Source organism: Gammaproteobacteria bacterium, from assembly GCA_029884425.1.
GTDB lineage: Bacteria > Pseudomonadota > Gammaproteobacteria > S012-40 > S012-40 > JAOUHV01.
On sequence record JAOUHV010000018.1, the window covers coordinates 14,785 to 35,481 of the forward strand.

Annotated in this window: 17 protein-coding genes and 1 pseudogene; 14 read left to right on the forward strand and 4 right to left on the reverse strand. The window is 54.9% G+C overall.

Features of this window, described 5'->3' with window-relative positions; translation table 11 throughout:
- Positions 1-44 precede the first annotated feature (44 nt).
- Together OEW58_06770 and OEW58_06775 are read right to left on the reverse strand one after the other, a co-directional pair.
- On the reverse strand, positions 45-407 hold the full coding sequence (locus OEW58_06770) for a phenylpyruvate tautomerase MIF-related protein (GenBank protein ID MDH5301048.1): 363 nt from the start codon (positions 405-407) through the stop codon (positions 45-47).
- Positions 408-523: 116 nt separating this feature from the next.
- Complete coding sequence (locus tag OEW58_06775) at positions 524-1,258, reverse strand: response regulator (GenBank protein ID MDH5301049.1); 735 nt, start codon at positions 1,256-1,258, stop codon at positions 524-526.
- 196 nt (positions 1,259-1,454) lie between these two features.
- Between OEW58_06775 and OEW58_06780 the strand changes: the two genes are divergently transcribed.
- Positions 1,455-2,078, forward strand: coding sequence for a nitroreductase family protein (locus tag OEW58_06780; protein MDH5301050.1), 624 nt, complete (start codon positions 1,455-1,457; stop codon positions 2,076-2,078).
- On the opposite strand, the gene OEW58_06785 is transcribed toward OEW58_06780, so the two are convergent.
- Positions 2,075-2,374: a DUF3579 domain-containing protein gene (locus OEW58_06785; protein ID MDH5301051.1), complete on the reverse strand. Its 300-nt coding sequence runs from the start codon at positions 2,372-2,374 to the stop codon at positions 2,075-2,077. The genes OEW58_06780 and OEW58_06785 overlap by 4 nt on opposite strands.
- A gap of 320 nt (positions 2,375-2,694) precedes the next feature.
- Between OEW58_06785 and OEW58_06790 the strand changes: the two genes are divergently transcribed.
- The 11 genes from OEW58_06790 to OEW58_06840 all read left to right on the forward strand — a co-directional run bounded on the left by OEW58_06790 (position 2,695) and on the right by OEW58_06840 (position 14,599).
- The gene (locus OEW58_06790) at positions 2,695-4,416 is read left to right on the forward strand and encodes an acetolactate synthase 3 large subunit (GenBank protein MDH5301052.1); all 1,722 of its coding nucleotides are present in this window, start codon (positions 2,695-2,697) and stop codon (positions 4,414-4,416) included.
- The gene (gene ilvN / locus OEW58_06795; GenBank protein MDH5301053.1) at positions 4,416-4,910 is read left to right on the forward strand and encodes an acetolactate synthase small subunit; all 495 of its coding nucleotides are present in this window, start codon (positions 4,416-4,418) and stop codon (positions 4,908-4,910) included. Before OEW58_06790 ends, ilvN begins: the two co-directional genes overlap by 1 nt.
- 37 nt (positions 4,911-4,947) lie before the next feature.
- On the forward strand, positions 4,948-5,964 hold the full coding sequence (ilvC, locus tag OEW58_06800) for a ketol-acid reductoisomerase (GenBank protein MDH5301054.1): 1,017 nt from the start codon (positions 4,948-4,950) through the stop codon (positions 5,962-5,964).
- A 59-nt stretch (positions 5,965-6,023) separates the two neighbouring features.
- Entirely contained in the window at positions 6,024-6,680 is a 657-nt protein-coding gene (locus tag OEW58_06805) for a hypothetical protein (protein MDH5301055.1), read from the forward strand.
- A gap of 17 nt (positions 6,681-6,697) precedes the next feature.
- Complete coding sequence (gene pssA / locus OEW58_06810; protein MDH5301056.1) at positions 6,698-7,465, forward strand: CDP-diacylglycerol--serine O-phosphatidyltransferase; 768 nt, start codon at positions 6,698-6,700, stop codon at positions 7,463-7,465.
- Between the two features lie 237 nt (positions 7,466-7,702).
- Positions 7,703-9,244, forward strand: coding sequence for a 2-isopropylmalate synthase (locus OEW58_06815; GenBank protein ID MDH5301057.1), 1,542 nt, complete (start codon positions 7,703-7,705; stop codon positions 9,242-9,244).
- A gap of 5 nt (positions 9,245-9,249) precedes the next feature.
- The gene (locus OEW58_06820; GenBank protein ID MDH5301058.1) at positions 9,250-9,972 is read left to right on the forward strand and encodes a uracil-DNA glycosylase; all 723 of its coding nucleotides are present in this window, start codon (positions 9,250-9,252) and stop codon (positions 9,970-9,972) included.
- The gene (gene rimI, locus OEW58_06825; protein ID MDH5301059.1) at positions 9,969-10,427 is read left to right on the forward strand and encodes a ribosomal protein S18-alanine N-acetyltransferase; all 459 of its coding nucleotides are present in this window, start codon (positions 9,969-9,971) and stop codon (positions 10,425-10,427) included. The genes OEW58_06820 and rimI overlap by 4 nt, the downstream gene beginning before the upstream one ends.
- A gap of 93 nt (positions 10,428-10,520) precedes the next feature.
- Positions 10,521-11,960, forward strand: a complete 1,440-nt coding sequence (locus OEW58_06830) for a hypothetical protein (GenBank protein MDH5301060.1) — start codon at positions 10,521-10,523, stop codon at positions 11,958-11,960.
- Positions 11,957-13,798, forward strand: a complete 1,842-nt coding sequence (locus tag OEW58_06835; protein ID MDH5301061.1) for a hypothetical protein — start codon at positions 11,957-11,959, stop codon at positions 13,796-13,798. The genes OEW58_06830 and OEW58_06835 overlap by 4 nt, the downstream gene beginning before the upstream one ends.
- Before the next feature lie 60 nt (positions 13,799-13,858).
- Positions 13,859-14,599, forward strand: a complete 741-nt coding sequence (locus OEW58_06840; protein ID MDH5301062.1) for a hypothetical protein — start codon at positions 13,859-13,861, stop codon at positions 14,597-14,599.
- Between the two features lie 932 nt (positions 14,600-15,531).
- On the opposite strand, the gene OEW58_06845 is transcribed toward OEW58_06840, so the two are convergent.
- Positions 15,532-16,134, reverse strand: a complete 603-nt coding sequence (locus tag OEW58_06845) for a hypothetical protein (GenBank protein MDH5301063.1) — start codon at positions 16,132-16,134, stop codon at positions 15,532-15,534.
- Positions 16,135-16,642: 508 nt separating this feature from the next.
- Here OEW58_06845 and OEW58_06850 point away from each other — a divergent pair.
- Positions 16,643-18,229, forward strand: a complete 1,587-nt coding sequence (locus OEW58_06850) for a peptide chain release factor 3 (protein MDH5301064.1) — start codon at positions 16,643-16,645, stop codon at positions 18,227-18,229.
- An 846-nt stretch (positions 18,230-19,075) separates the two neighbouring features.
- Positions 19,076-20,695: pseudogene (locus OEW58_06855) on the forward strand (GMC family oxidoreductase).
- The last annotated feature ends 2 nt before the right edge of the window (positions 20,696-20,697 follow it).

Consider the following 20,697-nt stretch of genomic DNA (forward strand, 5'->3'; position numbering starts at 1 on the left):
CGGCCACGGGCGATGCGCGTGACCGCAAAGGCGTTGCGCTGCTGTCAGGCGCTTTTCTTGACCGCAAAGGTATTGTTATTCCAGCCCCACATGTGACGGTGTGGGCTGCTGAACTCAATGTAGCAGCGCTCGGGGAGTATGCCCATGGACTGATACATAAACAGGCAAATGCGGCGGGAGAAATCGTCAGTGCGGTTTTCGTCCAGTCCCAGGCATTTGATTTCCAGATAGGCGGCAGGGTTATCGTCACCAGCGAGACTGAGAGTCTGGTTGCACTCAACCAGTGCCATGACGTAGTGCTCAGGTTTTCCTAATATTTCCGACGCCAGTCGGCTTGCCTGCTGGCAAATCGACTGGATTTCCTGGTGATTGTGGTGCGTGTTGGTGCGGATGTGAATTACCGGCATAAACCCCTTCCTTATTCCGAGTAATGTTTTTGCTTTACTACTAGCACATTATTTGTGCGGTTTCATCTGCTAAATCTGACAGTTGTGTAGCAAGCTGTAATCCGCAATTACGCCAGTTATTTGAGGGAAACTGATTTGGTGGTGGCGATGAAGCGCGACAGTTGCTCCAGCGCAGCAGGATCCTGGGTGCAAAATTGAAACGCCGCCAGCATGGTGCGTTTGTCATTGGCTTCGGGGTCGCGCTCGGCACGTACCAGCACGCCTTGCAAGGGGATTGGGCCGAGGTTGTCGTCGTTGACGGTGATGTCGGCGATGTCATAAATGCAGCCACCCTGACTGAATACCTGACTGCGCAGCAGGCATCCGCCCAGCGAGATGTCGATGATGGTGGCGTGGTATGGGTGGGTATCGAATTTTAAAGTGGTTGAAGTGGTTTCAAACAGCGAAACCCGCTCACTGGAGCGTAGTTGCAAATGTACCAGCTTGCGCAATTTAATGGTGAGGGTGTTGCCGTTGAATGGTTTGAGCAGATAATCGGAAACCCCTGCGGCTGCCGCGCGCATCAGTGCGTCGCGATCCCGGCGCGACGTCATGACCATAAATGAAGCATCTTTGGCGCTGGCGATTTGTTTCGCGGCCAGGATGAATTCGACACCGGCGCCGTCGTTGAGATCCAGTTCGGACAAAATCGCGTTTACTTTGCTGGTTTCGCGCAGCAGGCTGAGAGCGTGCTGGCTGGATGAGGATTCAATGAGTTGGGCGTTGGGAAGTTCTTGGCGAATGGTTTTGATGATGGATTTTCTGCTGGAGGAAGTGTGGTCAACGACCATCACGGTGCAGTTGTCATTCATGAAGTGACTTCCCAGGGTTAGTTGTTATTAATGCTCCTGTAGTGGTCGGCAGGTGGGTGTGGTTGTTTTAGCAGGAAATAGCAAAATTGAGTTACATTTCGCGTTTGGTGCCAGGCTGTGGGGCGGATTGGGCTAGACTCCAAGAAGTGGTAAAGTAGCGCCCCTTGGATATGATAGACGAAGAAATCAACGGTTTATGAAGCATAAGCATGCCCAAACATTGGTGCCTGTACACGAATTGATCGCGCAGCGCTGGAGTTCGCGCTCGTTTGATTTGCAAATGCCGGTTGCGCTGGATATTCAACTGGCGCTGATGGAAGCTGCCCGCTGGGCGCCCACCTGTTTTGACGAGGAGCCCTGGCGGTTTGTGGTGTTTGACCGCCATAGCGACCAGGTCAGTTGGGAAATGGCTCAGCAGTGTCTATCGATCTGGAATCGTCCCTGGGCTGAACGGGCGCCGGTGTTGGTGCTGGTAGCGTGCGCGACCAATTTTACCCTGAATGCCGAGATCCAGGGGCAGGCCAATCGCTGGGCGGCTTACGATACTGGCGCGGCGGTGGAAAACATGGTGTTGCAGGCAACGGCGATGGGCTTGATGAGTCGGCAGATTGGCGGGTTTGATGTCGAGCTGACCCGCGAGCGGTTTCAGGTACCCCAAGAGTTTGAGCTGTTGGCGTTCGTGGCATTTGGCTATCCAGCCGCCGATGCCGGACATTTATACACCAAGCACCAGCTGGCAGAGGCTTCGCCGCGCCGCCGGGTGCCGCTGGCGGACAACGTGTTTGCCGCGCAATGGGGTGGCAAGTTCAACGCCGACTAGGCGTTGTTGGTTTCTTCTTCCAGTTGCTCAACAATGTTCAGGTTGTTGCGCTTGGCAAAATCCATCACTAGCGCGAAAACATCCGGGTTGGTTTGTGCCAGATCCGGGGTGATGGCAATGCATTTAACGCCCTTGACGCTGATGGGGCGCAGTCTGGGTGAATAGTGGATGCGGTGATCGCGGCCGAAGGTGGACAACATGCCACTCATGCGCTCAGCCCAGTCGCTGGGGCGGAATTTGCGACCGTCCTGGGTGACGCCTTCGATGATGATGGATTTGACGGTGGGTTTGGACATGATGTTCTGCCGGAGGGCTCCCTAACTCTAAAACAAGGCTCGAATTGTACTGCGTAGCGATGAAAGGTCATTGTTGACCGCTGTTGGCTTGATGATGTTGCTCGCCAATCTGCGCGGTAATAGACCCGCCCCATAGTTTACAACAAACTTAACCCGGACGCATTCCAGGTTTTTGAACTTATTGATGAATTATTTTCCATGGCGACTGCAGGGCTGTTGTCGGGCAATGACAAATGGGCGTGCTTGGGGCAAAGAAATACGGTATCATCCCCGGTTTTCCCGACATTGTTGAAAAAAGGCTTTGAATTGTGGGTAAAAGCGTGGAATTAAGTGGGGCTGAGATACTGGTTCAGTTCCTAAAAGACGAAGGGGTCGAGTTCGTTTTTGGTTACCCTGGCGGCTCCGTGTTGCACATCTATGATGCGTTGTATGGCCAGACCGATGTAGAACATATTCTGGTACGGCACGAACAGGCAGCAACTCATGCTGCTGACGGTTATGCCCGTGCTACCGGCAAGCCCGGTGTGGTGCTGGTGACCTCTGGCCCCGGTGCGACCAATGCGGTCACCGGTATTGCGACCGCGTACATGGACTCCATTCCTATGGTGGTCATTACCGGCCAGGTTCCGACTCCGGTCATCGGTAGCGATGCCTTCCAGGAAGTGGACGCAGTAGGTGTTACCCGTCCCTGCGTAAAGCACAATTTCCTGGTCAAGCGCGTTGAAGATCTGGCGATCACCCTGAAAAAAGCCTTTTACATTGCCACGACCGGTCGCCCCGGTCCGGTGGTGGTTGACGTGCCCAAAGACGTGACCGATCCGCGCATCAAGATTCCTTACGAGCATCCCAAGTCTGTAACCATGCGCTCGTACAATCCGACCATGAAAGGTCATGCCGGACAAACCAAGCGCGCGGTCGAGATGGTCCTGAGCGCCAAGCGCCCCATGATCTACAGTGGCGGTGGCGTGGTGCTGTCCGATGCAGCGGCGGAGTTGACTGAATTCACTCGCATTCTGAATTATCCGATTACCAATACCCTGATGGGGCTGGGTGCCTACCCGGCCACAGACGAGCAGTTCGTCGGCATGTTGGGCATGCACGGCACTTACGAAGCCAACATGGCCATGCACGAATGTGACGTGCTGATCGCCATTGGCGCGCGTTTTGATGACCGCGTGACCATGAAGTTGGCAGAATTCTGTCCGCTGGCCAAAGTGGTTCATATCGATATTGACCCAGCGTCCATTTCCAAAAACGTGAAAGTGGATGTGCCCATCGTTGGTGATGTCAAAGCCGTATTGGTGGACATGATCAAGCTGCTCAAGGACGGCGCCGGCAAGCCGGATCAGATCGCGCTGACCAAATGGTGGAAGCAGATCAACGAATGGCGTGGTCGTCAGTGCCTGGAATACGATCGTGGTAGTGAGCTGATCAAGCCGCAGTACGTTATCGAAAAACTGTGGGAAGTGACGCGCGGTGAAGCGTTTGTGACTTCCGATGTCGGCCAGCACCAGATGTTTGCTGCGCAATATTACAAATTCGACAAACCACGGCGCTGGATTAATTCCGGTGGTTTGGGAACGATGGGCTTTGGTTTGCCCGCCGCCATGGGTGTGAAGTTGGCGCATCGCGATGCGGACGTGGCCTGTGTGACGGGCGAAGGCAGTATCCAGATGTGTATTCAGGAACTGTCGACCTGTCTGCAATATCACCTGCCCATCAAGGTGATCAACTTGAACAATCGCTACCTGGGTATGGTGCGTCAGTGGCAGGAATTCAGCTACGAAGGCCGTTACTCCATGTCTTACATGGATGCGCTGCCGGACTTCATGAAGCTGGCCGAAGCCTATGGTCATGTGGGCATGTGCATTGAAAAGCCCGGCGATGTTGAAGGCGCGCTCAAAGAAGCGTTTGCCATGAAAGATCGTCTGGTGTTTATGGACTTCATTACCGATCGCTCCGAGAACGTGTATCCGATGGTTGAAGCAGGTAAGGCGCATCACGAAATGCGTATGCGTGTGACGGAAACGGAGTTGGCGTAATGAGAGCGATTATTTCTATCCTGATGGAAAACGAATCAGGTGCGCTGTCACGTGTGGCAGGATTGTTTTCTGCGCGTGGCTATAACATCGAATCACTGACTGTTGCGCCCACCGAAGATAATTCACTGTCGCGCATGACAATTGTGACGACGGGTTCGAAAGAAATCATTGAGCAGATCACCAAGCAGCTGAACAAGCTGATTGATGTGATCAAGCTGATTGAGTTGACCGATGGTCAGCACATTGAGCGTGAATTGATGATGGTGAAAGTAAAAACCACCAGCGCCGATTTGCGCGAAGAAGTGAAGCGTATTTCCGATATTTTCCGTGGTCGCGTGATTGACGTGACTCCGGGCAGCTACATCGTCGAACTGACGGGCACCAGCGAAAAGCTTGATGCATTTCTTGCTGCGCTCGGCAGCGAGCTGATTCTGGAAGTGGTGCGCACCGGTGTGTCCGGTATTGCCCGCGGCGATCGCAGTTTGACAGTTTAATTTTTCAAATTCAAAACGAGACTTGAGGTAAGAGAAAATGCAAGTTTATTACGATAAGGACGCAGACCTTTCCATCATCAAACGCAAAAAGGTCGCGATCATCGGTTACGGTTCACAAGGCCATGCCCACGCCAACAATCTGAAAGATTCCGGCGTTGACGTGACTGTTGGTTTGCGTCCGGGTTCAGCCTCTGCTGTAAAAGCAGAAAAGGCCGGTTTGAAAGTTGCTCCTGTTGAAGCGGCCGTTGCTGCTGCTGACGTTGTAATGATTCTGACACCTGACGAATTCCAGTCTCAGCTGTACAAACAGCAAGTTGAGCCGAACCTGAAAAAAGGCGCGACTCTGGCGTTTGCTCACGGCTTCGCGATCATCTACAACCAAATCGTTCCACGCGCCGATCTGGACGTAATCATGGTTGCGCCAAAAGCACCTGGCCACACTGTGCGTTCTGAATTCGTTAAAGGCGGCGGCATTCCTGACCTGATCGCGATTCAGCAAGACGCTTCTGGTTCTGCCAAGGCGACTGCGCTGTCTTACGCATCGGCTATCGGCGGCGGTCGTACTGGTATCATCGAAACCACATTCCGCGACGAGTGCGAAACCGATTTGTTCGGTGAGCAGGCGGTATTGTGTGGTGGTGCCGTTGAACTGGTTAAAGCTGGTTTTGAAACCCTGGTTGAAGCTGGCTACCCAGCTGAAATGGCCTACTTCGAGTGTCTGCACGAACTGAAGCTGATCGTCGACCTGATGTACGAAGGCGGCATCGCCAACATGAACTACTCCATCTCCAACAATGCGGAGTACGGTGAGTACGTGACTGGTCCACGCGTTATCAACGAAGAATCGCGTGCAGCCATGCGTCAAGCACTGAAGAATATTCAGGAAGGCAAATACGCCAAACAATTCATTCTGGAAGGTCAGTCTGGCTACCCAGAAATGACTGCGATGCGCCGCATCAATGCTGAACACCCAATCGAACAAGTGGGTGCCAAGCTGCGTGCGATGATGCCTTGGATTCAAGCCAACAAGATCGTTGACAAGACCAAGAACTAATCGCCATTGTGTTGTTCAAATGAGGCTCGTCAGAGCCTCATTTTTTTTGTGAGCTCATCATGCTGCTCAAAAAATTCCCATTGATTGCCCGCGAAGGTTGGCCGGTTTTATTTGTTGTGGTGTTGTTGGCCGCAGGGTTGATCTATGCCGAGCAGTACGTGTGGGCGATCGCATTGTCGTTGCTGTTGTTGCTGTTGCTGTTTTTGCTTCGCGATCCGGCACGCAATGTGCCAGCGCTGCCGTTGGCGGTGGTCAGTCCAGTGGATGGCGTGGTGCGTCGGGTGGCCTCGACGGTCGATCCATTTTTGTCGACTTCGACCACGCTGATAGAGTTGCAGATGAATCCGCTGACTGATGTGTATTCGCTGCGCAGCCCCATTGAAGGCCGACTACAGCAACAATGGCATGGCGCAAGCGCGTCTACGGATGTAAAGTACGCACAATGCGTGCAAACGGATGAGAAAGATCGAATTGTGTGGGGTGTGGCGGCAGGTTCCTGGATGCGGCCACGCTGTTATGCCTATCCCGGCGATCGTTTAGGTCAAGGGCAACGTTGTGGCTATTTGCCGCTGGGTGGGAGAGTGTTGGTGTGGATTCCCGCCGACAGTCGCGTCAAAATCAAACAAGGCGACAAGGTGCTTGCCGGGGAAACAGAACTCGCCACCCTGGTGCATCAAAGCGCGGTGAGTAGTATTACTGAAGAAGGAAGTCTTTGAGTCATATGTCCGAACCCATCGTTAAAAAGCCCCGTCGCGGCATTTATTTGCTACCGAATTTATTCACGACCGCGTGTCTGTTTTCCGGTTTTTACGCCGTCATTTCGGCGACCAATGGTATGTACGAAAATGCCGCTCTGGCAATTTTCGTCGCCATGGTGATGGACGGTCTGGATGGTCGCGTGGCTCGCATGACCAACACCAGCACCGAGTTTGGCGTGCAATACGACAGCCTGGCCGACATGGTGTCGTTTGGTGTGGCGCCCGGTTTGGTGATGTGGTTGTGGGCATTGCAGACCATGGGCAAGCTGGGCTGGCTGGTGGCCTTCATCTACACGGCGGGTGCCGCGTTGCGTCTGGCGCGCTTCAATACCCAGGTCAAGGTTCAGGACAAGCGCTTTTTCCAGGGCTTGCCCAGTCCGGCGGCGGCTGCCCTGGTGGCTGGCGCGGTGGGATTGGGAACCCAATATGATGTGTTGGGCACCGACTACCGTGCGCCGCTGGCGTTTTTGACTGCGGCGGCGGGCCTGTTGATGGTGAGCAATTTCCGTTTCTACAGCTTCAAAGAGCTGGATATTAAAGGCAAGGTGCCGTTTGTGGTGCTGCTGGCGGCGATTCTGGTGTTTGTGTTTATCTCGATCGAGCCAGCTACCGTGCTGTTCTCTATCTTCCTGATTTACGCGGCCTCTGGTCCAATTGTGACCATCGCGGGCTTGCGCAAGCGCCGTGCGGAACGCCGCTCCACGCATGAAACTGATGGCCCGGGCCTTGGCAAGGGCGACTAAACTGGCTAAGATGAGACGACTTTTTCACGTTTAACGGCAGTGATGACTAAGACAGTGACTCCATCGTCGGCTCATTTTTCAGTTCTTGCGACTGCCGTTGTCGCTCGTCCCCTATCTCTAGCGCTACTCGGTCTGCGACTGCCCTAGCGGGCAGCTAATGAACTCCCGCCCCGGGGGATTACCGGGCAGTTTGAACGCAGATCAGTACAACCCATTTTTGAAATATTTGGTGTAGCCATGACAGACAGATTGATTATCTTTGACACCACCTTGCGTGATGGTGAGCAAAGCCCTGGCGCGTCGATGACGCGTGAAGAGAAAGTACGTATCGCCAAGGCGTTGGAGCGCATGCGCGTCGACGTGATCGAAGCCGGTTTCCCGATTGCCAGTCCCGGTGACTTTGAGGCAGTGAAGGCCGTGGCCGAGGCGGTGAAAGATTCCACCGTATGCGGCTTGGCCCGTGCGCTGGACGCCGACATAGATCGCGCCGGAGACGCCCTCAAGGGGGCCAACAGTGCGCGGATTCACACCTTTATCGCTACCTCGCCGATTCACATGCAGATGAAACTGCGCATGTCGCCGGATCAGGTGGTGGAGCAGGCGGTCAAGGCGGTGAAGCGCGCCCGCCAATACACCGACAACGTCGAATTTTCTGCCGAAGACGCCGGTCGTTCCGAACTGGATTTCCTCTGCCGCATTTTCGAGGCGGTGATCAAGGCCGGCGCGACCACGCTGAACGTGCCCGACACGGTGGGCTATGCCATGCCGCATCAGTTTGGCGAAACCATTCGCCAGTTGATCGAGCGCATCCCCAATGCCGACAAGGCGGTTTTCTCGGTGCATTGTCACAACGACCTAGGCCTGGCGGTGGCAAACTCGCTGGCTGCGGTGCAGAACGGCGCGCGCCAGGTGGAATGTACCATCAACGGTTTGGGCGAGCGTGCGGGCAATGCATCACTGGAAGAAGTGGTCATGGCGGTGCGTACCCGCAGCGATATTTTTGCCTGCGAAACGCACATTGACACCACTCACATCGTGCCGACTTCGCGGCTGGTTTCCACCATCACCGGTTTTGCGGTGCAGCCCAACAAGGCGATTGTCGGTGCCAATGCGTTTGCGCACGAGTCCGGCATTCACCAGGACGGCGTACTGAAAAATCGCGAAACCTACGAAATCATGCGCGCCGAAGATGTGGGCTGGAGTGCCAACCGCATGGTGCTGGGCAAGCACTCGGGCCGCAATGCGTTCCGCACCCGCATGACGGAACTGGGCATTGAGTTTGATTCCGAAGACGCATTGAACCAAGCGTTCAAAGCCTTCAAAGTGTTGGCAGACAAGAAACACGATATTTTCGACGAAGACCTGCAAGCCCTGGTGACGGACGTCGGCATAGAGGCGGAGAACGAGCACATCAAACTGGTGTCGCTGAGCGTCTGTTCGCAGACCGGTGAAACGCCCAACGCCAGCGTTGTCATTTCAATGAATGGCGAAGAGCGTCAGGCCCAGGCCATCGGTGGCGGTCCGGTCGATGCCTCGTTCAAGGCGATCGAATCCATGGTGAAAAGCGAAACCGAATTGCAGTTGTATTCGGTCAACGCCATCACCAGCGGCACTGATGCCCAGGGCGAAGTGAATGTGCGTCTGGAAAAAGCCGGACGCATCGTCAATGGCCAGGGTGCAGACACGGACATCGTGATTGCTTCAGCCAAAGCCTACATCAATGCGTTAAACAAAATCGTCAAACCGGCTGCACCTCATCCGCAACTGGGTGATGTCTAAGTCGTATGACGGCTGATGACCAGCGCAAGGCCTATTTGCAGGCCATGGGCATCAGTCTGTGGCAGGCGCGCGAGGGCATGTTGCCCGAGCCGCCTGCTGCTCCCCTCGCTTCTGCAAAAACCGCTATCGCAACAGCGGATTCGTTACCTGTTTCATCACCGCTAGTTTCATGGTCATCGCTGCGTGAACAAGTGCTCGGCTGCACCGCGTGTGCATTGTCGCAATCGCGCACTCAGGCTGTGTTTGGCGTGGGCGATACGCAAGCCCAGTGGATGATCATTGGCGAGGCCCCAGGGCGGGACGAAGATCTGCAGGGTGAGCCGTTTGTCGGTGCTGCCGGCCAGTTGCTCAACGAAATGTTGTTTGCGCTGGGATTGCAGCGCGAACAGGTTTACATCGCCAATATTCTCAAATGTCGTCCACCCAATAATCGTGATCCGCAACCGGATGAAGTGCTGCGTTGTCAGGGCTATTTGCAGCAGCAGATTCAATTGCTCAAGCCTCGAGTAATTTTGTCGGTGGGCCGAATTTCCGCGCAGCATCTGCTGCAAACCGATACGCCGGTGGGCAAATTGCGCGGACGCGTTCACCGTGTTGGTGAACAATCCATTCCGCTGATAGTGACTTATCATCCGGCCTATCTTTTGCGTAGTCCGCTGGAGAAACGCCGGGCATGGGAAGACTTGTGTCTGGCTAAATCCGTAGCGCAGGAGAACTCGATCGCGTGACCTCCGATTTACATTTTCGGTTTATGACTTCCGGTGATGTGCCGGAAGTGATGGCAATAGAAAACGATGTGCACTTGGCGCCGTGGACCGAGGGCATTTTTCAAGACTGCATTCGTGTTGCCTATCACTGCGAAGTGGCAGAGCAGGACGGCAAAGTGCTGGGCTACATCGTTTTGTCGGTGTCTGCCGGTGAGGCGCATTTGTTCAATGTCTGTGTGCGTCGCGATCAGCAGGGCAAAGGGCTGGGGCGGGCATTGGTGGCGCGTGCGGTTGAGGTTGCACGGATTCGCGAGGCGGATTCGATGTTTCTGGAAGTGCGCCCTTCCAACAAAGTTGCGCTGGCGCTGTACGATTCCATGGGCTTTAACGAAGTCGGTGTGCGCAAAAATTATTACCCTGCCAAAAATGGTCGCGAAGACGCGCTGATTCTGGCGTTGCCGCTGCCACCGCAATAATTTTCCCGTTATTCGTTTTCGTGTTGCTGCTGCGCAGTTGAGCCCGGCGCGGTTTTCTGCTTTATTGCCATATTGGCAGTAGAGGAATTCCGCATGGCAATCAGACTACGCACCAGCATGCTCGTGTTGTTATTGTGGCACGGCAGCCCGACATGGGCGGACCAGCCGCCTGCGGCACCCAACACCGTGTCTGCCGTTATCCCCATCACCATGGCCAATTTACGCGGCCAGAAAGCCCTCTACAAAGAAGGCTGGTTCATTGTCAGCTCCACCGAAAACACCTTGCGCTACGCCCGCGAAAAATCGCTGCGTTCCAGCGGACAGGCGCTGCAACAAATGCGCGCTCATCTGGCGCGCCACAGTGGTGAACTGGGCACCAATCTGGTCGACGACGTGACAGCGGCAGGCCGCAGCGGACGAACGATTTTATCCACCGGCACCGAATTCAGTGGCGATATTTTGCAGGGCACGCATCAACTGGCGAAATGGCAGCTGGAGGCGGCGCAAAGCGGTTTCGTCAGTGCCTGGGACAGTTTTGTGCTGGGCAATCTGTCGTTGGTAGCGCGCACCGAAGATGACCGACAGGCGCTGCGCGCCATCCCCGGCGATTTTTTCACTAACGTCAAAGCCGACTTCAGCAATGTCTACGAACTGACTGACCGGACGGTCGCTGCCGTAACGCCGACGGTGGAGGTCAAATGGTCCGACGCCATGAGCGAAGCAGCCAAGGCATTTGATGACGAATATCAGGCATCGGGCGAGGCGGGCAACAGTCTGGCTGGTCTGGGCAACATCGTCAGTGGTTACGCCAAGGCGCTGTACTTCGGCGTGGCCAAGCCCGGCAGCAAGGCGGTGGTGAAAGGCGCGACTGCAACGGCCAGTCTGGGGGGCAAATTGATTTTCCTGCCAACCGCCGGGGTGCTGATCGTCAGTGGTCGCACGGTGCAGTCGGCGGGAATGACGCTGTATTACACCACCAGTGCGGGCGTCAAACTGGTGTCGCCCACGGTTGAAGGCGGCCTGTTGGCCGGGGTGTCGCTGTTGGCGGCGACCACGGTGCCGGTGACCTACGCTGCCGGGGCCAGCGCCGGACTGGTAAATCAGGTGGCGGTAACGACGATGGCCCCCGTGGCCGCAACCGCCCAGGCGGCGGGAACCGTGGCGCTGGACACGGCGGCGTATGCCGGGCAGGTCAGTTATGACCTGATCAAAGGCGGCGGCACGGTGGTGTTCAACCAGGCATCCAGCGGCGTGGCGCTGGGCTACAACGCGCTGACCGCCTTGCCGGTGCAGGCGCTGCTGGGAACCGCCAACGCGACGTTCTTTCTGGTGTACGACGGCCCGCGATTGCTGGTGGCCAAGGTCAGTGGCGAACTTGATGGCGCGCATCCCTTGTCCGAACTGCCGGTGGGCAGCGTGGTGGACATGACACGTCTGCAGCAACAGCCTGGGGTGACACTGGAAGTCATCAGCGATGATCCTGCAGTGGTTGAACAGGTACTGCAACGGCTGCCGGAGGATTTGCGCCCATGAAGCGTTCGATACTGAGTGTTGCTCTGGGAGTTGTACTGCTCGGCTGCGCCACGCAACCGACGGCGGATGACCCGTTGAAAAATACCAAACGACTGGTCAGCGAAGGCCATGCGGATTTGTACCGCAATGGTGCGTTTCATGTGCCCAATACTCAGGTGGCACTGATACCTCCCGGTCCTTCGGCGGTGGAGTTGGGCACGGAGCTGATGGGCTGGCGTGCGCGCCAGTCGTTTGTGACGGCGGTGATCAACGCCAAGGACTCGGTGTATCTGGTGGCCGATGGCACCAAAAAAAGTTATCAGCTGGCTAAGGGAATACACGAAGGTACCGACGAGGTGGCGCAGTACATCACCGATCACAGTCGTGCCGGCAGTCGACTGCTGATCTACAAAGCCTATCCAAAAACCAAGCACATCATCGGCAGCTCCTGGGAACTGGCGGGCGACAGCGCGCGGGTGTTGAGTGAATTCGGCGATAACCTGGCGGATACCAGTCTGACGGCCGCGGCGGAAATCAGTCGTGACAGCGCCAGCGTCGGGCGACGACTGGTCGGCGGTTCCTGGCGCATGGCGGGCGACGTTCATCGCATCACCCTGCACGGCGCAAAAAGCTCGGCGGGTTATGCCTGGGACGAATTCGTTGAAGGCTATGCGGCCTTGCCGCAACGTCTGGGGGACCGGGCGGGTGCAGTGGCCGAGTCGGTGACCCTGAGCGGCTATGCGCGCGCCCTGGATAAATCGTTGGAATACCGGGCGAAGCGTTCGCAGTTTTACACCGACATCGTGGTCGACGGTACCGGTCACTACGTGGAAGGCGTCCAGCAATCGTTCCGTCATGCCGGCGAAGCGTTTGACGAGGTCGACGAAACCGGCATCAGTCTGGCGACGCTCAAGGCCACCCGCTGGGTGCTGCAGGGATTGTTCTGGGATGGCATGATCAAGCCGGTCGGTGCCACTGCCGTGGGTGCGGTGGGCTACGTGACGGTAAATGCCGTGACCTTCCCCACCATGCTGGTGGTGCGCAGCACTGTGCCCACCGCCGAAATCGCCGTGCAAGTGACCTGGAACACCGCCGGCGCGTTTTACGACGTGGTGGCCCCCACGGCAATTGCTGCTACAGCGTCGATTTTCAGCGTGACCCAATTGGCGGTGGGTGAAACTGCCGCTGCAGCGTCGGCGGTTGGCGGTACCGCGGTGGGTGGCAGCGTTGCGGCCCTGGGCCAGGGCGGGGCGGCGGTGGTGGCGGTGAGTGGTTTTGGCGCGGGCAAAACCGTGAAATACGTCGGCGTGCCGATGGCTGCGGCGGGGATTGCTGTGACCGGCACCGCCACTGGCGTGGTGGTGGGCACCGGCGCAGCAGCCACCGGCGCGACGGTGGCTGTGGCGGGCGAAACCACCGCCGTTGGCACCCAGGTGATGGGCAACGTACTGGCTGCCAGCACCTTGGTGGTGGGCACGACGGCTACGGTGGTGGGCAGCACCGGTGTGGGCGTGTATGAACTGAGCAAGGCGGTGATGGTTCCAACCAGCTATGCCCTGGGCGGTGGAATTGTGCTGGGCTATGGCAGCACCTCGCAGCTCGCGGCGCATTCCATTTTGGCGGTCGCCGATGCATCGTATCTGGTGCTATCGCTGGAAGGCCCGCGCTGGGTGATTTACGCCGTCAAAGGCAAAACCGGCGATGGCCGTGAACTCGCCCCCGGCACGGTGTTGAATCTGGAAAAGATGCAGCAACAAGGCGAAGAATTTTATTACCTGCCCGTGTCCGAACAAGAAACCCGCGCCGTGCTGGATTCCCTGCCGGCGGACTTGCCGACGGTGAGGGCGGGGGAGGAATAATTTTTTGGGGTAGCGAGGATCGCTGCCCGTTGTGTTTGTCATTAAACGGAGGTTGCAAAAATGTTTCATTTTCAGCGAGTGGTCCTGTTGGGTGTTGCGGTCATGGTCTCTGCATGTATGGAGTCGGACAAAAAAAATGATTCGCTAACAGGGCTATGGTATCTCGAGGCGACGCCCTCTTTTTTGGATTTCACCTACCGGCTTCCCATCGTACTGGTTGATCACGGGAGCACAATGGAGATGACAGGTTGTTCTGGAAGGACTAAGGGCTCTCTAAGTCGAATGGAGGACAAGTTTTATGATGGTAAAACTCAGGCTCTCACTGTGCTGTCGGACACGAAACTCTCGGTGGACTCATTCACTGTGGGAGGCGCGCCCTTTACTGCAATAAAGGTTAACAGTGATCCATCATTTAAAATGGGTAATGTCTCGATAAGTTCTGCTGCTATATCCGAGCTTAATGTAACTCAGACAGGTGATGTTTGCGCCTATCGATCAGGAGCGAGCAATGGAATGGCGATCAATTTTTCAATTCCGGTAGGAGACACAGCGATTGCCACACATCTGAGGATTGATGGTGTGGCGGCAGGGGATTATGTGATATTGCAAAACTCGACGGTAACTTTCGAGTCAGATCTATTTGTTTCTGCTTTTGGCGATAGTATGGCAGATGCTACAGCCGGAACGGTGACAATTTCACATATAAGGGATAACTATATCCAAGGTGTCTTGAGTGTAACCGCGATAAACGGCAATAGTTTGTACACAATCAATCAGAATTTCAGTGTTAGCTATTATTGATCGGCGTAGCCGAGTAGCTCCGATTGGCGTAGCGCAATCGGAGGCATGGGGGTATCCGTTCGTACGAATACGCTGGCGCTATTCGTACCCTCAGCCGAGTAGCTCCGATTAGCCGAGTAGCTCCGATTAGCGCAGCGTAATCGGAGGCATGGAGATCCATTTCATTCGTACGAATACGCTGGCGCTATTCGTACCAACTGTTCTGCGTTATGAGATCACTACACGTCCGGCTTAGCCCCAGATATGCAACACGAATCGGTAACCGGACGTGCTACTCGTTTCTTAAGCCAGCAATGAGGGTCGGCTCCCTGTGTTGTATTCGGTTTAACATAAGTCCATGACTTGCACTGGCGATCTTCATAGCAAGCATTTTCACACAGGCGAGGATTTGGGCTTTCTAGCTTAAAATTCCGATAATCTTCGCCAGGACGATCTACTCTGACTTCCATTTTTCCAGTGGGAGGCTTCACTCCTGATATGCAGCAACGATCCGAAGCTGCCGTTGGTGCCCCGCTTTTCAACCAGCATATACCACTCGGGGTTTGAGCGCGCGGGCGGCTCCATGTCCAAGCGAGACAGCGACGATCTGCTTTACAGGAATCTGCGCACTGTACGGGATTGCCCGCACTAAAGTTTCTTATGTCCCAACCCGGGAAGTTAGTATTTTGTGAAGCACCTTGTGGTGTAGGTAAAAGAGATGCGTGAGTCAGGTGAGCGGAAGAAAATGTAATCACTGCTACCAAATAACGTAGATATTTACGAATAACTATTTTGCTATCCATGGGTGTTCTCCGGGGGATGTTCGTTGTCCAAAATTAGGGAGGTAGGGGGGCAGCAAGCGCAACGTATTGCCGCACGAATATTGCAGCTGGCCGAATGCGCGCTGGTTGTTGCGCCTACAAAATCGACAGTGCCTTCTTCTATTCCTGTCATCAGGTCTTGCGAGGAGTAAGTTTTGCTGCCACTAGCTGAGTATCACCGATTTCATCGAACACCTTCACTCCAACTTGGAAAATGTTGGAAAAATCATTGAATTGGTTTACAGCGCGAGGGTCTCGGCTAGGGTCAAAGGTAATTGGGGAGTTGTCTATAGTTGTATGTGCGTCTGAGTAAACGTTCTTCCAGTCGGCATTACGGAACCACAGTTGAACTTGCTTATCACCCGCACCTTGAAAGGTAAATTCCAGATTGTATTTGGACAGATCAAGTCCCTCACCCTGTTTGCTGCGTAGCTTGGGTAGATACAGAGATCGAACATCCAATGACCATTCATCGCTACTCTTTTTGAATGAAGATGTACTCAAAGTAATGACAGCTTGCTCAGGCTTAGTTGGAGCTTGAGATTTTGGGAGGCTTGAGGTTGATGATGAGGACGTTGGCGGAGCTGACGGAGAGGATGAAACCGCTGCTACTGCGTTTTTGGGTTGATCATCGCTGGAGTTGTCTTTGATGACCTGGTTTATTACCCCAACGAGCCCCCCTATCGCAACAATGATACCTGCTAAGTATGGCCAGATTGATTTTTCTGAACTCATATATTCCTCCTTGATGTGGTAACAAATGAATGCTTATTACTCGATGCGATGCCGAACATGTCATTGTCCTGCTCGTTTGATACGCACGGAATGCTGGTAATTTAAATAGATGTGCTTGCTATACACAAGGTGGTGGGAAGGGGGCGTGATGGTGAAAAAAATAATTATTGGAAAGAATGTTAGCCGACTGCCACCTGTCTCAGCTCATTTTCAATCGTGCGGCGCTACAGCCAGTGGGCGCTTGCTGCAATATGGCCCCCTCGGCTCTGACTAGCTGAAATTTTGTTCAATCGGCTCCCTCGGGCGATGGCCGAAGATGTCGGGGGCTGGTTCTGGTCGTTTTGGGGCTGGCGGCGCGGTATTTGGGGTGTTTTGTCAAATTATCGGCGGGGTATAATGCCGAGCAACGAAATTAACCCCCCGGCGAGCGGTCGAAACTGCCATTTTAGGTCGGGAGTCGTAGTAAAATTGCGCGCGTCGATAAGCGCACACTGAAGGAATTGAGAAAATGACAACTGGCCCCCTGGCTGAGCAGATCAAGCGTCGGCGCACGTTTGCGATTATTTCGCATCCTGACGCCGGTAAGACCACCATCACTGAAAAGCTGCTGCTGTTCGGGGGCGCGATTCAGTTGGCCGGTACGGTCAAGGGGCGTAAGGCTGCGCGTCATGCCACCTCTGACTGGATGGAGCTGGAGAAACAGCGCGGTATTTCGGTGAGCTCGTCAGTGATGCAGTTCCCCTACGGCGACAGCATTATCAATCTGCTGGACACCCCGGGCCACGAAGACTTTTCCGAAGACACCTACCGCACGCTGACGGCAGTGGATTCGTGCCTGATGGTGATCGACGGTGCCAAGGGCGTTGAGGAGCGCACCATCAAACTGATGGACGTGTGTCGCCTGCGCGATACGCCGATCATCACCTTCATCAACAAGTTTGACCGCGAATCGCGCAGCCCGATCGAGTTGCTCGACGAAGTCGAAACCGTACTCAAGATCAAATGCGCGCCGATGACCTGGCCGATTGGTATGGGCAAGTTGTTTAAGGGCGTGTTCCACCTCTACAACGACACCATTCATCTGTTCAGTGCGACCCATGGCGGCAAGATTCAGCAAGGCGAAGTGATACAGGGATTGCAGAACCCACGGCTGGATGAATTGTTTGGCATGCTGGCGCAGGAGTTTCGTGACGAAATTGAGCTGGTGCGCGGCGCCAGTCACGAGTTCGATCAGGAGGCGATGTTGGCGGGCAAGTTGACGCCGGTGTACTTCGGTTCGGCGATTAACAATTTTGGTGTGCGCGAACTGCTGGACGCGCTGGTGGAATACGCGCCGGCACCGCTAATGCGCCAGACCGATGTTCGTCGCGTTGATCCCAGCGAAGAAAAGTTTTCCGGTTTCGTGTTCAAGATTCAGGCGAACATGGACCCGGCACATCGTGACCGCATTGCGTTTTTGCGGGTGTGCTCAGGTCAGTACGAGAAGGGCAAAAAAATTAAGCATGTGCGTTTGGGCAAAACAGTTCAGATCGCCAATGCGACAACGTTTATGGCACAAGATCGTTCACATGTCGATGAAGCATTTCCAGGTGACATTATCGGTTTGCACAACCATGGTACAATCCAGATCGGTGACACCTTCACCGAAGGTGAAGATTTGAAATTCACCGGCATTCCGCATTTCGCGCCAGAAATTTTTCGCCGTGCGCGTCTGCGTGATCCGCTCAAAAGCAAACAACTGCAAAAAGGTTTGGAGCAGTTGAGTGAAGAGGGCGCGACGCAGTTGTTCAAACCGCTCACCAGTAATGATTTGATTCTGGGCGCGGTGGGCATGCTGCAGTTTGACGTGGTTGCACATCGTCTGGCGTCAGAATACAAAGTGGAGTGCTCGTTTGAACCGGTGAACGTGGCGACCGCGCGTTGGGTGTTCTGCAACGACAAGCGCATGCTGGAAGATTTCCGCAAAAAAAATGAAGCTAATTTGGCTATAGACGGCGGCGGTGATCTCACCTATATTGCACCGACCAGGGTGAATCTTGATTTGACTCGGGAGCGTTGGCCGGACATCGAGTTCCGCGCGACGCGTGAACACTGAGAAAAATAAAACAAGATATGCTCATCATGAAACTACAAGGATGTATCGACGATGACAAAAACGAATCAGACGAATTTAGTGCGGCTTTACGCTGACCAGTCTGCTTCAATCATTTGCGAATACGTCCCACATTAAAAAGGCTGCCCGCTGCGGGCAGCCTTTTTTGTTTGCTATTCAGAAAATTTATTAGAGAGGCGAGTGATGGAAAATACGTTGGGCTTGACGTTTAAAGAAACAATGTCGGGGCATTTTGCGCTAGGTGCCACTGATCCACGCGCAGGTGCGGCTGCAGGCAGCAGTGCAGACCAGACGCTGGCGATGCATGCCGAAGTTATTATCGGCAACTTGGATGAGTTCATCGCCAATCCGATGCATTTGGGCAAGCTGCAAGGCTCGATTGATTTTGCTCCTTTGGGCGAAAATCTGGCGTCGCACTCCGGCGTGTTTAATTTGTTCAAGCCTACCGACGATGTCGACACCACTCGCATGATTTATGAGTTGGGCTTTAGCGCCAATGGCCAAGACTATTATCTGGCCGGCTACAAAGAAGTGCGCGATGACGTGGGCTTTGATTTGTGGAGCGACACCACTACGCTGTTCACCACCTTGCACAAAGGCAAAGACAAAACCGGTGAAGTGGTTGGCGCGGGCGTGCTGACCCTGGGCGTGACCGATCTGGCCAAACTGTTGTCGACCATGCGCGTGCTGAACGCCGAGAATACCGCACAGAAAACCCAGGCGCTGAGTCGCTTTGGTCAGTTCTTTATGGGCGAGCTGTGGGACAGCTATGCCGTTTCCAAATTCAGCGGTGCCCGCGAAGATGGCAACAACAATGAGGCTGAAGAGTTTGACGCAGTTGTTATCGGCAGCGGCTTCGGTGGCGCGGTTATGGCGGCACGTCTGGCCGAAAAAGGTATGTCCGTGTGCGTGCTGGAACGTGGCCGCGAGTGGACGCCAGAAACTTACCCGCGTAATCCTGGCGACGCCTGGTGGTGGGATGAAGACAAACCTGCCAAGAAAAACGGCTGGATTGATCTGCGCTTCTTCGACGACATGGCGACTGCTGCGGGCTGTGGTGTAGGTGGCGGTTCGCTGATTTACGCTAACATTTTTGTCGAAGCCGAGCCGTTCTCGTTTGAAGAAGGTTGGCCGAAGGAAATCAGCTACGATGGTTTGACTCCCTACTATCAGCGCACCGGCGAAATGCTCAACGTACAGCCGATTCCTGACAACCAGATGACCGCGCGTGGCAAACTGATGAAGGAAGCGGCAGATAAAATCGGTGAAGGTCATCGTTACCGCAAGTTGCCTCTGGCGGTGACGTTCAACAAGGACTGGAACTACGATCTGCCCGATCCGTTCAACGAGTCGCACAGCGTGACCCACACCAACGCGCAAGGCATGCAGCAGGGAACCTGCGTGCACTGCGGTAACTGTGACATCGGCTGTACGGTGCAGGCAAAGAACACTCTGGACCTGAATTATCTGCCGGTTGCCAAACGTAACGGCGCGCAGATTCGTCCGCTGCACTGGGTGCGTCGCATTACGCCAGAAGATAATGGTTATGAGATCGATTTTGATCGCATCGATGTGAAAAATGAAAAGCTGATCTCTGGCCATGTGCGGGCGAAAAAAGTATTCGTTGCCGCCGGCTCGGTGGGTTCAACCGAACTGCTGCTGCGTTGCCGCGATGAATACGGCAGCCTGCCCAATATCAGCGATCGCCTGGGTTATGGCTGGAGCTCCAACGGAGACTTCCTGACGCCTGCGTTCTATGAAGGTCGCGACATGGCACCCACCCGTGGACCAACGATTTCTTCGGCGATTGATTTCCTGGACGGCAGTTTCAAAAACGAGCGCTTCTTCGTTGAAGATGGCGGTTTCCCCGATGTGTTGGGCAATGCCATTCAGGATATGGGTGATGACATTGTGCGTTACGGCACTTTGGCGGCAGCGCTGGGACAAATGGTGCGTGATCGCAATCCGCTGTCGTGCGTGATGCCGTGGTTTGGTCAGGGCGTGGACGCGCCAGATGGCCGCTTTAGCCTGAAGCGCAGCTGGTTGCCGCCGTTCAAAAAGAAACTGGATCTGGATTGGGACGTGACGCGTTCAGAAGGCGCGGTGCAAGCCCTGATTGATATGCACAAGAAACTGTCTGCGGCGACAGGCGGTGAACCCATGGTACCTGCCACCTGGACTGTGCTGAAAAATCTGGTGACTCCGCATCCATTGGGCGGTTGCTGCATGGGCAACAATGCTGGCGATGGAGTGGTGGATCACAAGGGTGAAGTGTTTGGTTACCCTGGATTGTACGTGGTCGACGGCGCGATTTTCCCCAAGCCAGTAGGTTTGAATCCGTCACGGACGATTGCCGCACTGGCGGAACGCATTGCGGATTTTGTTGAGGTGCCACGCGGGGGAAAGCAGTCCGCAGCACAGCCTCGCGTTGAAGAGGTTGGTGCTTGAGC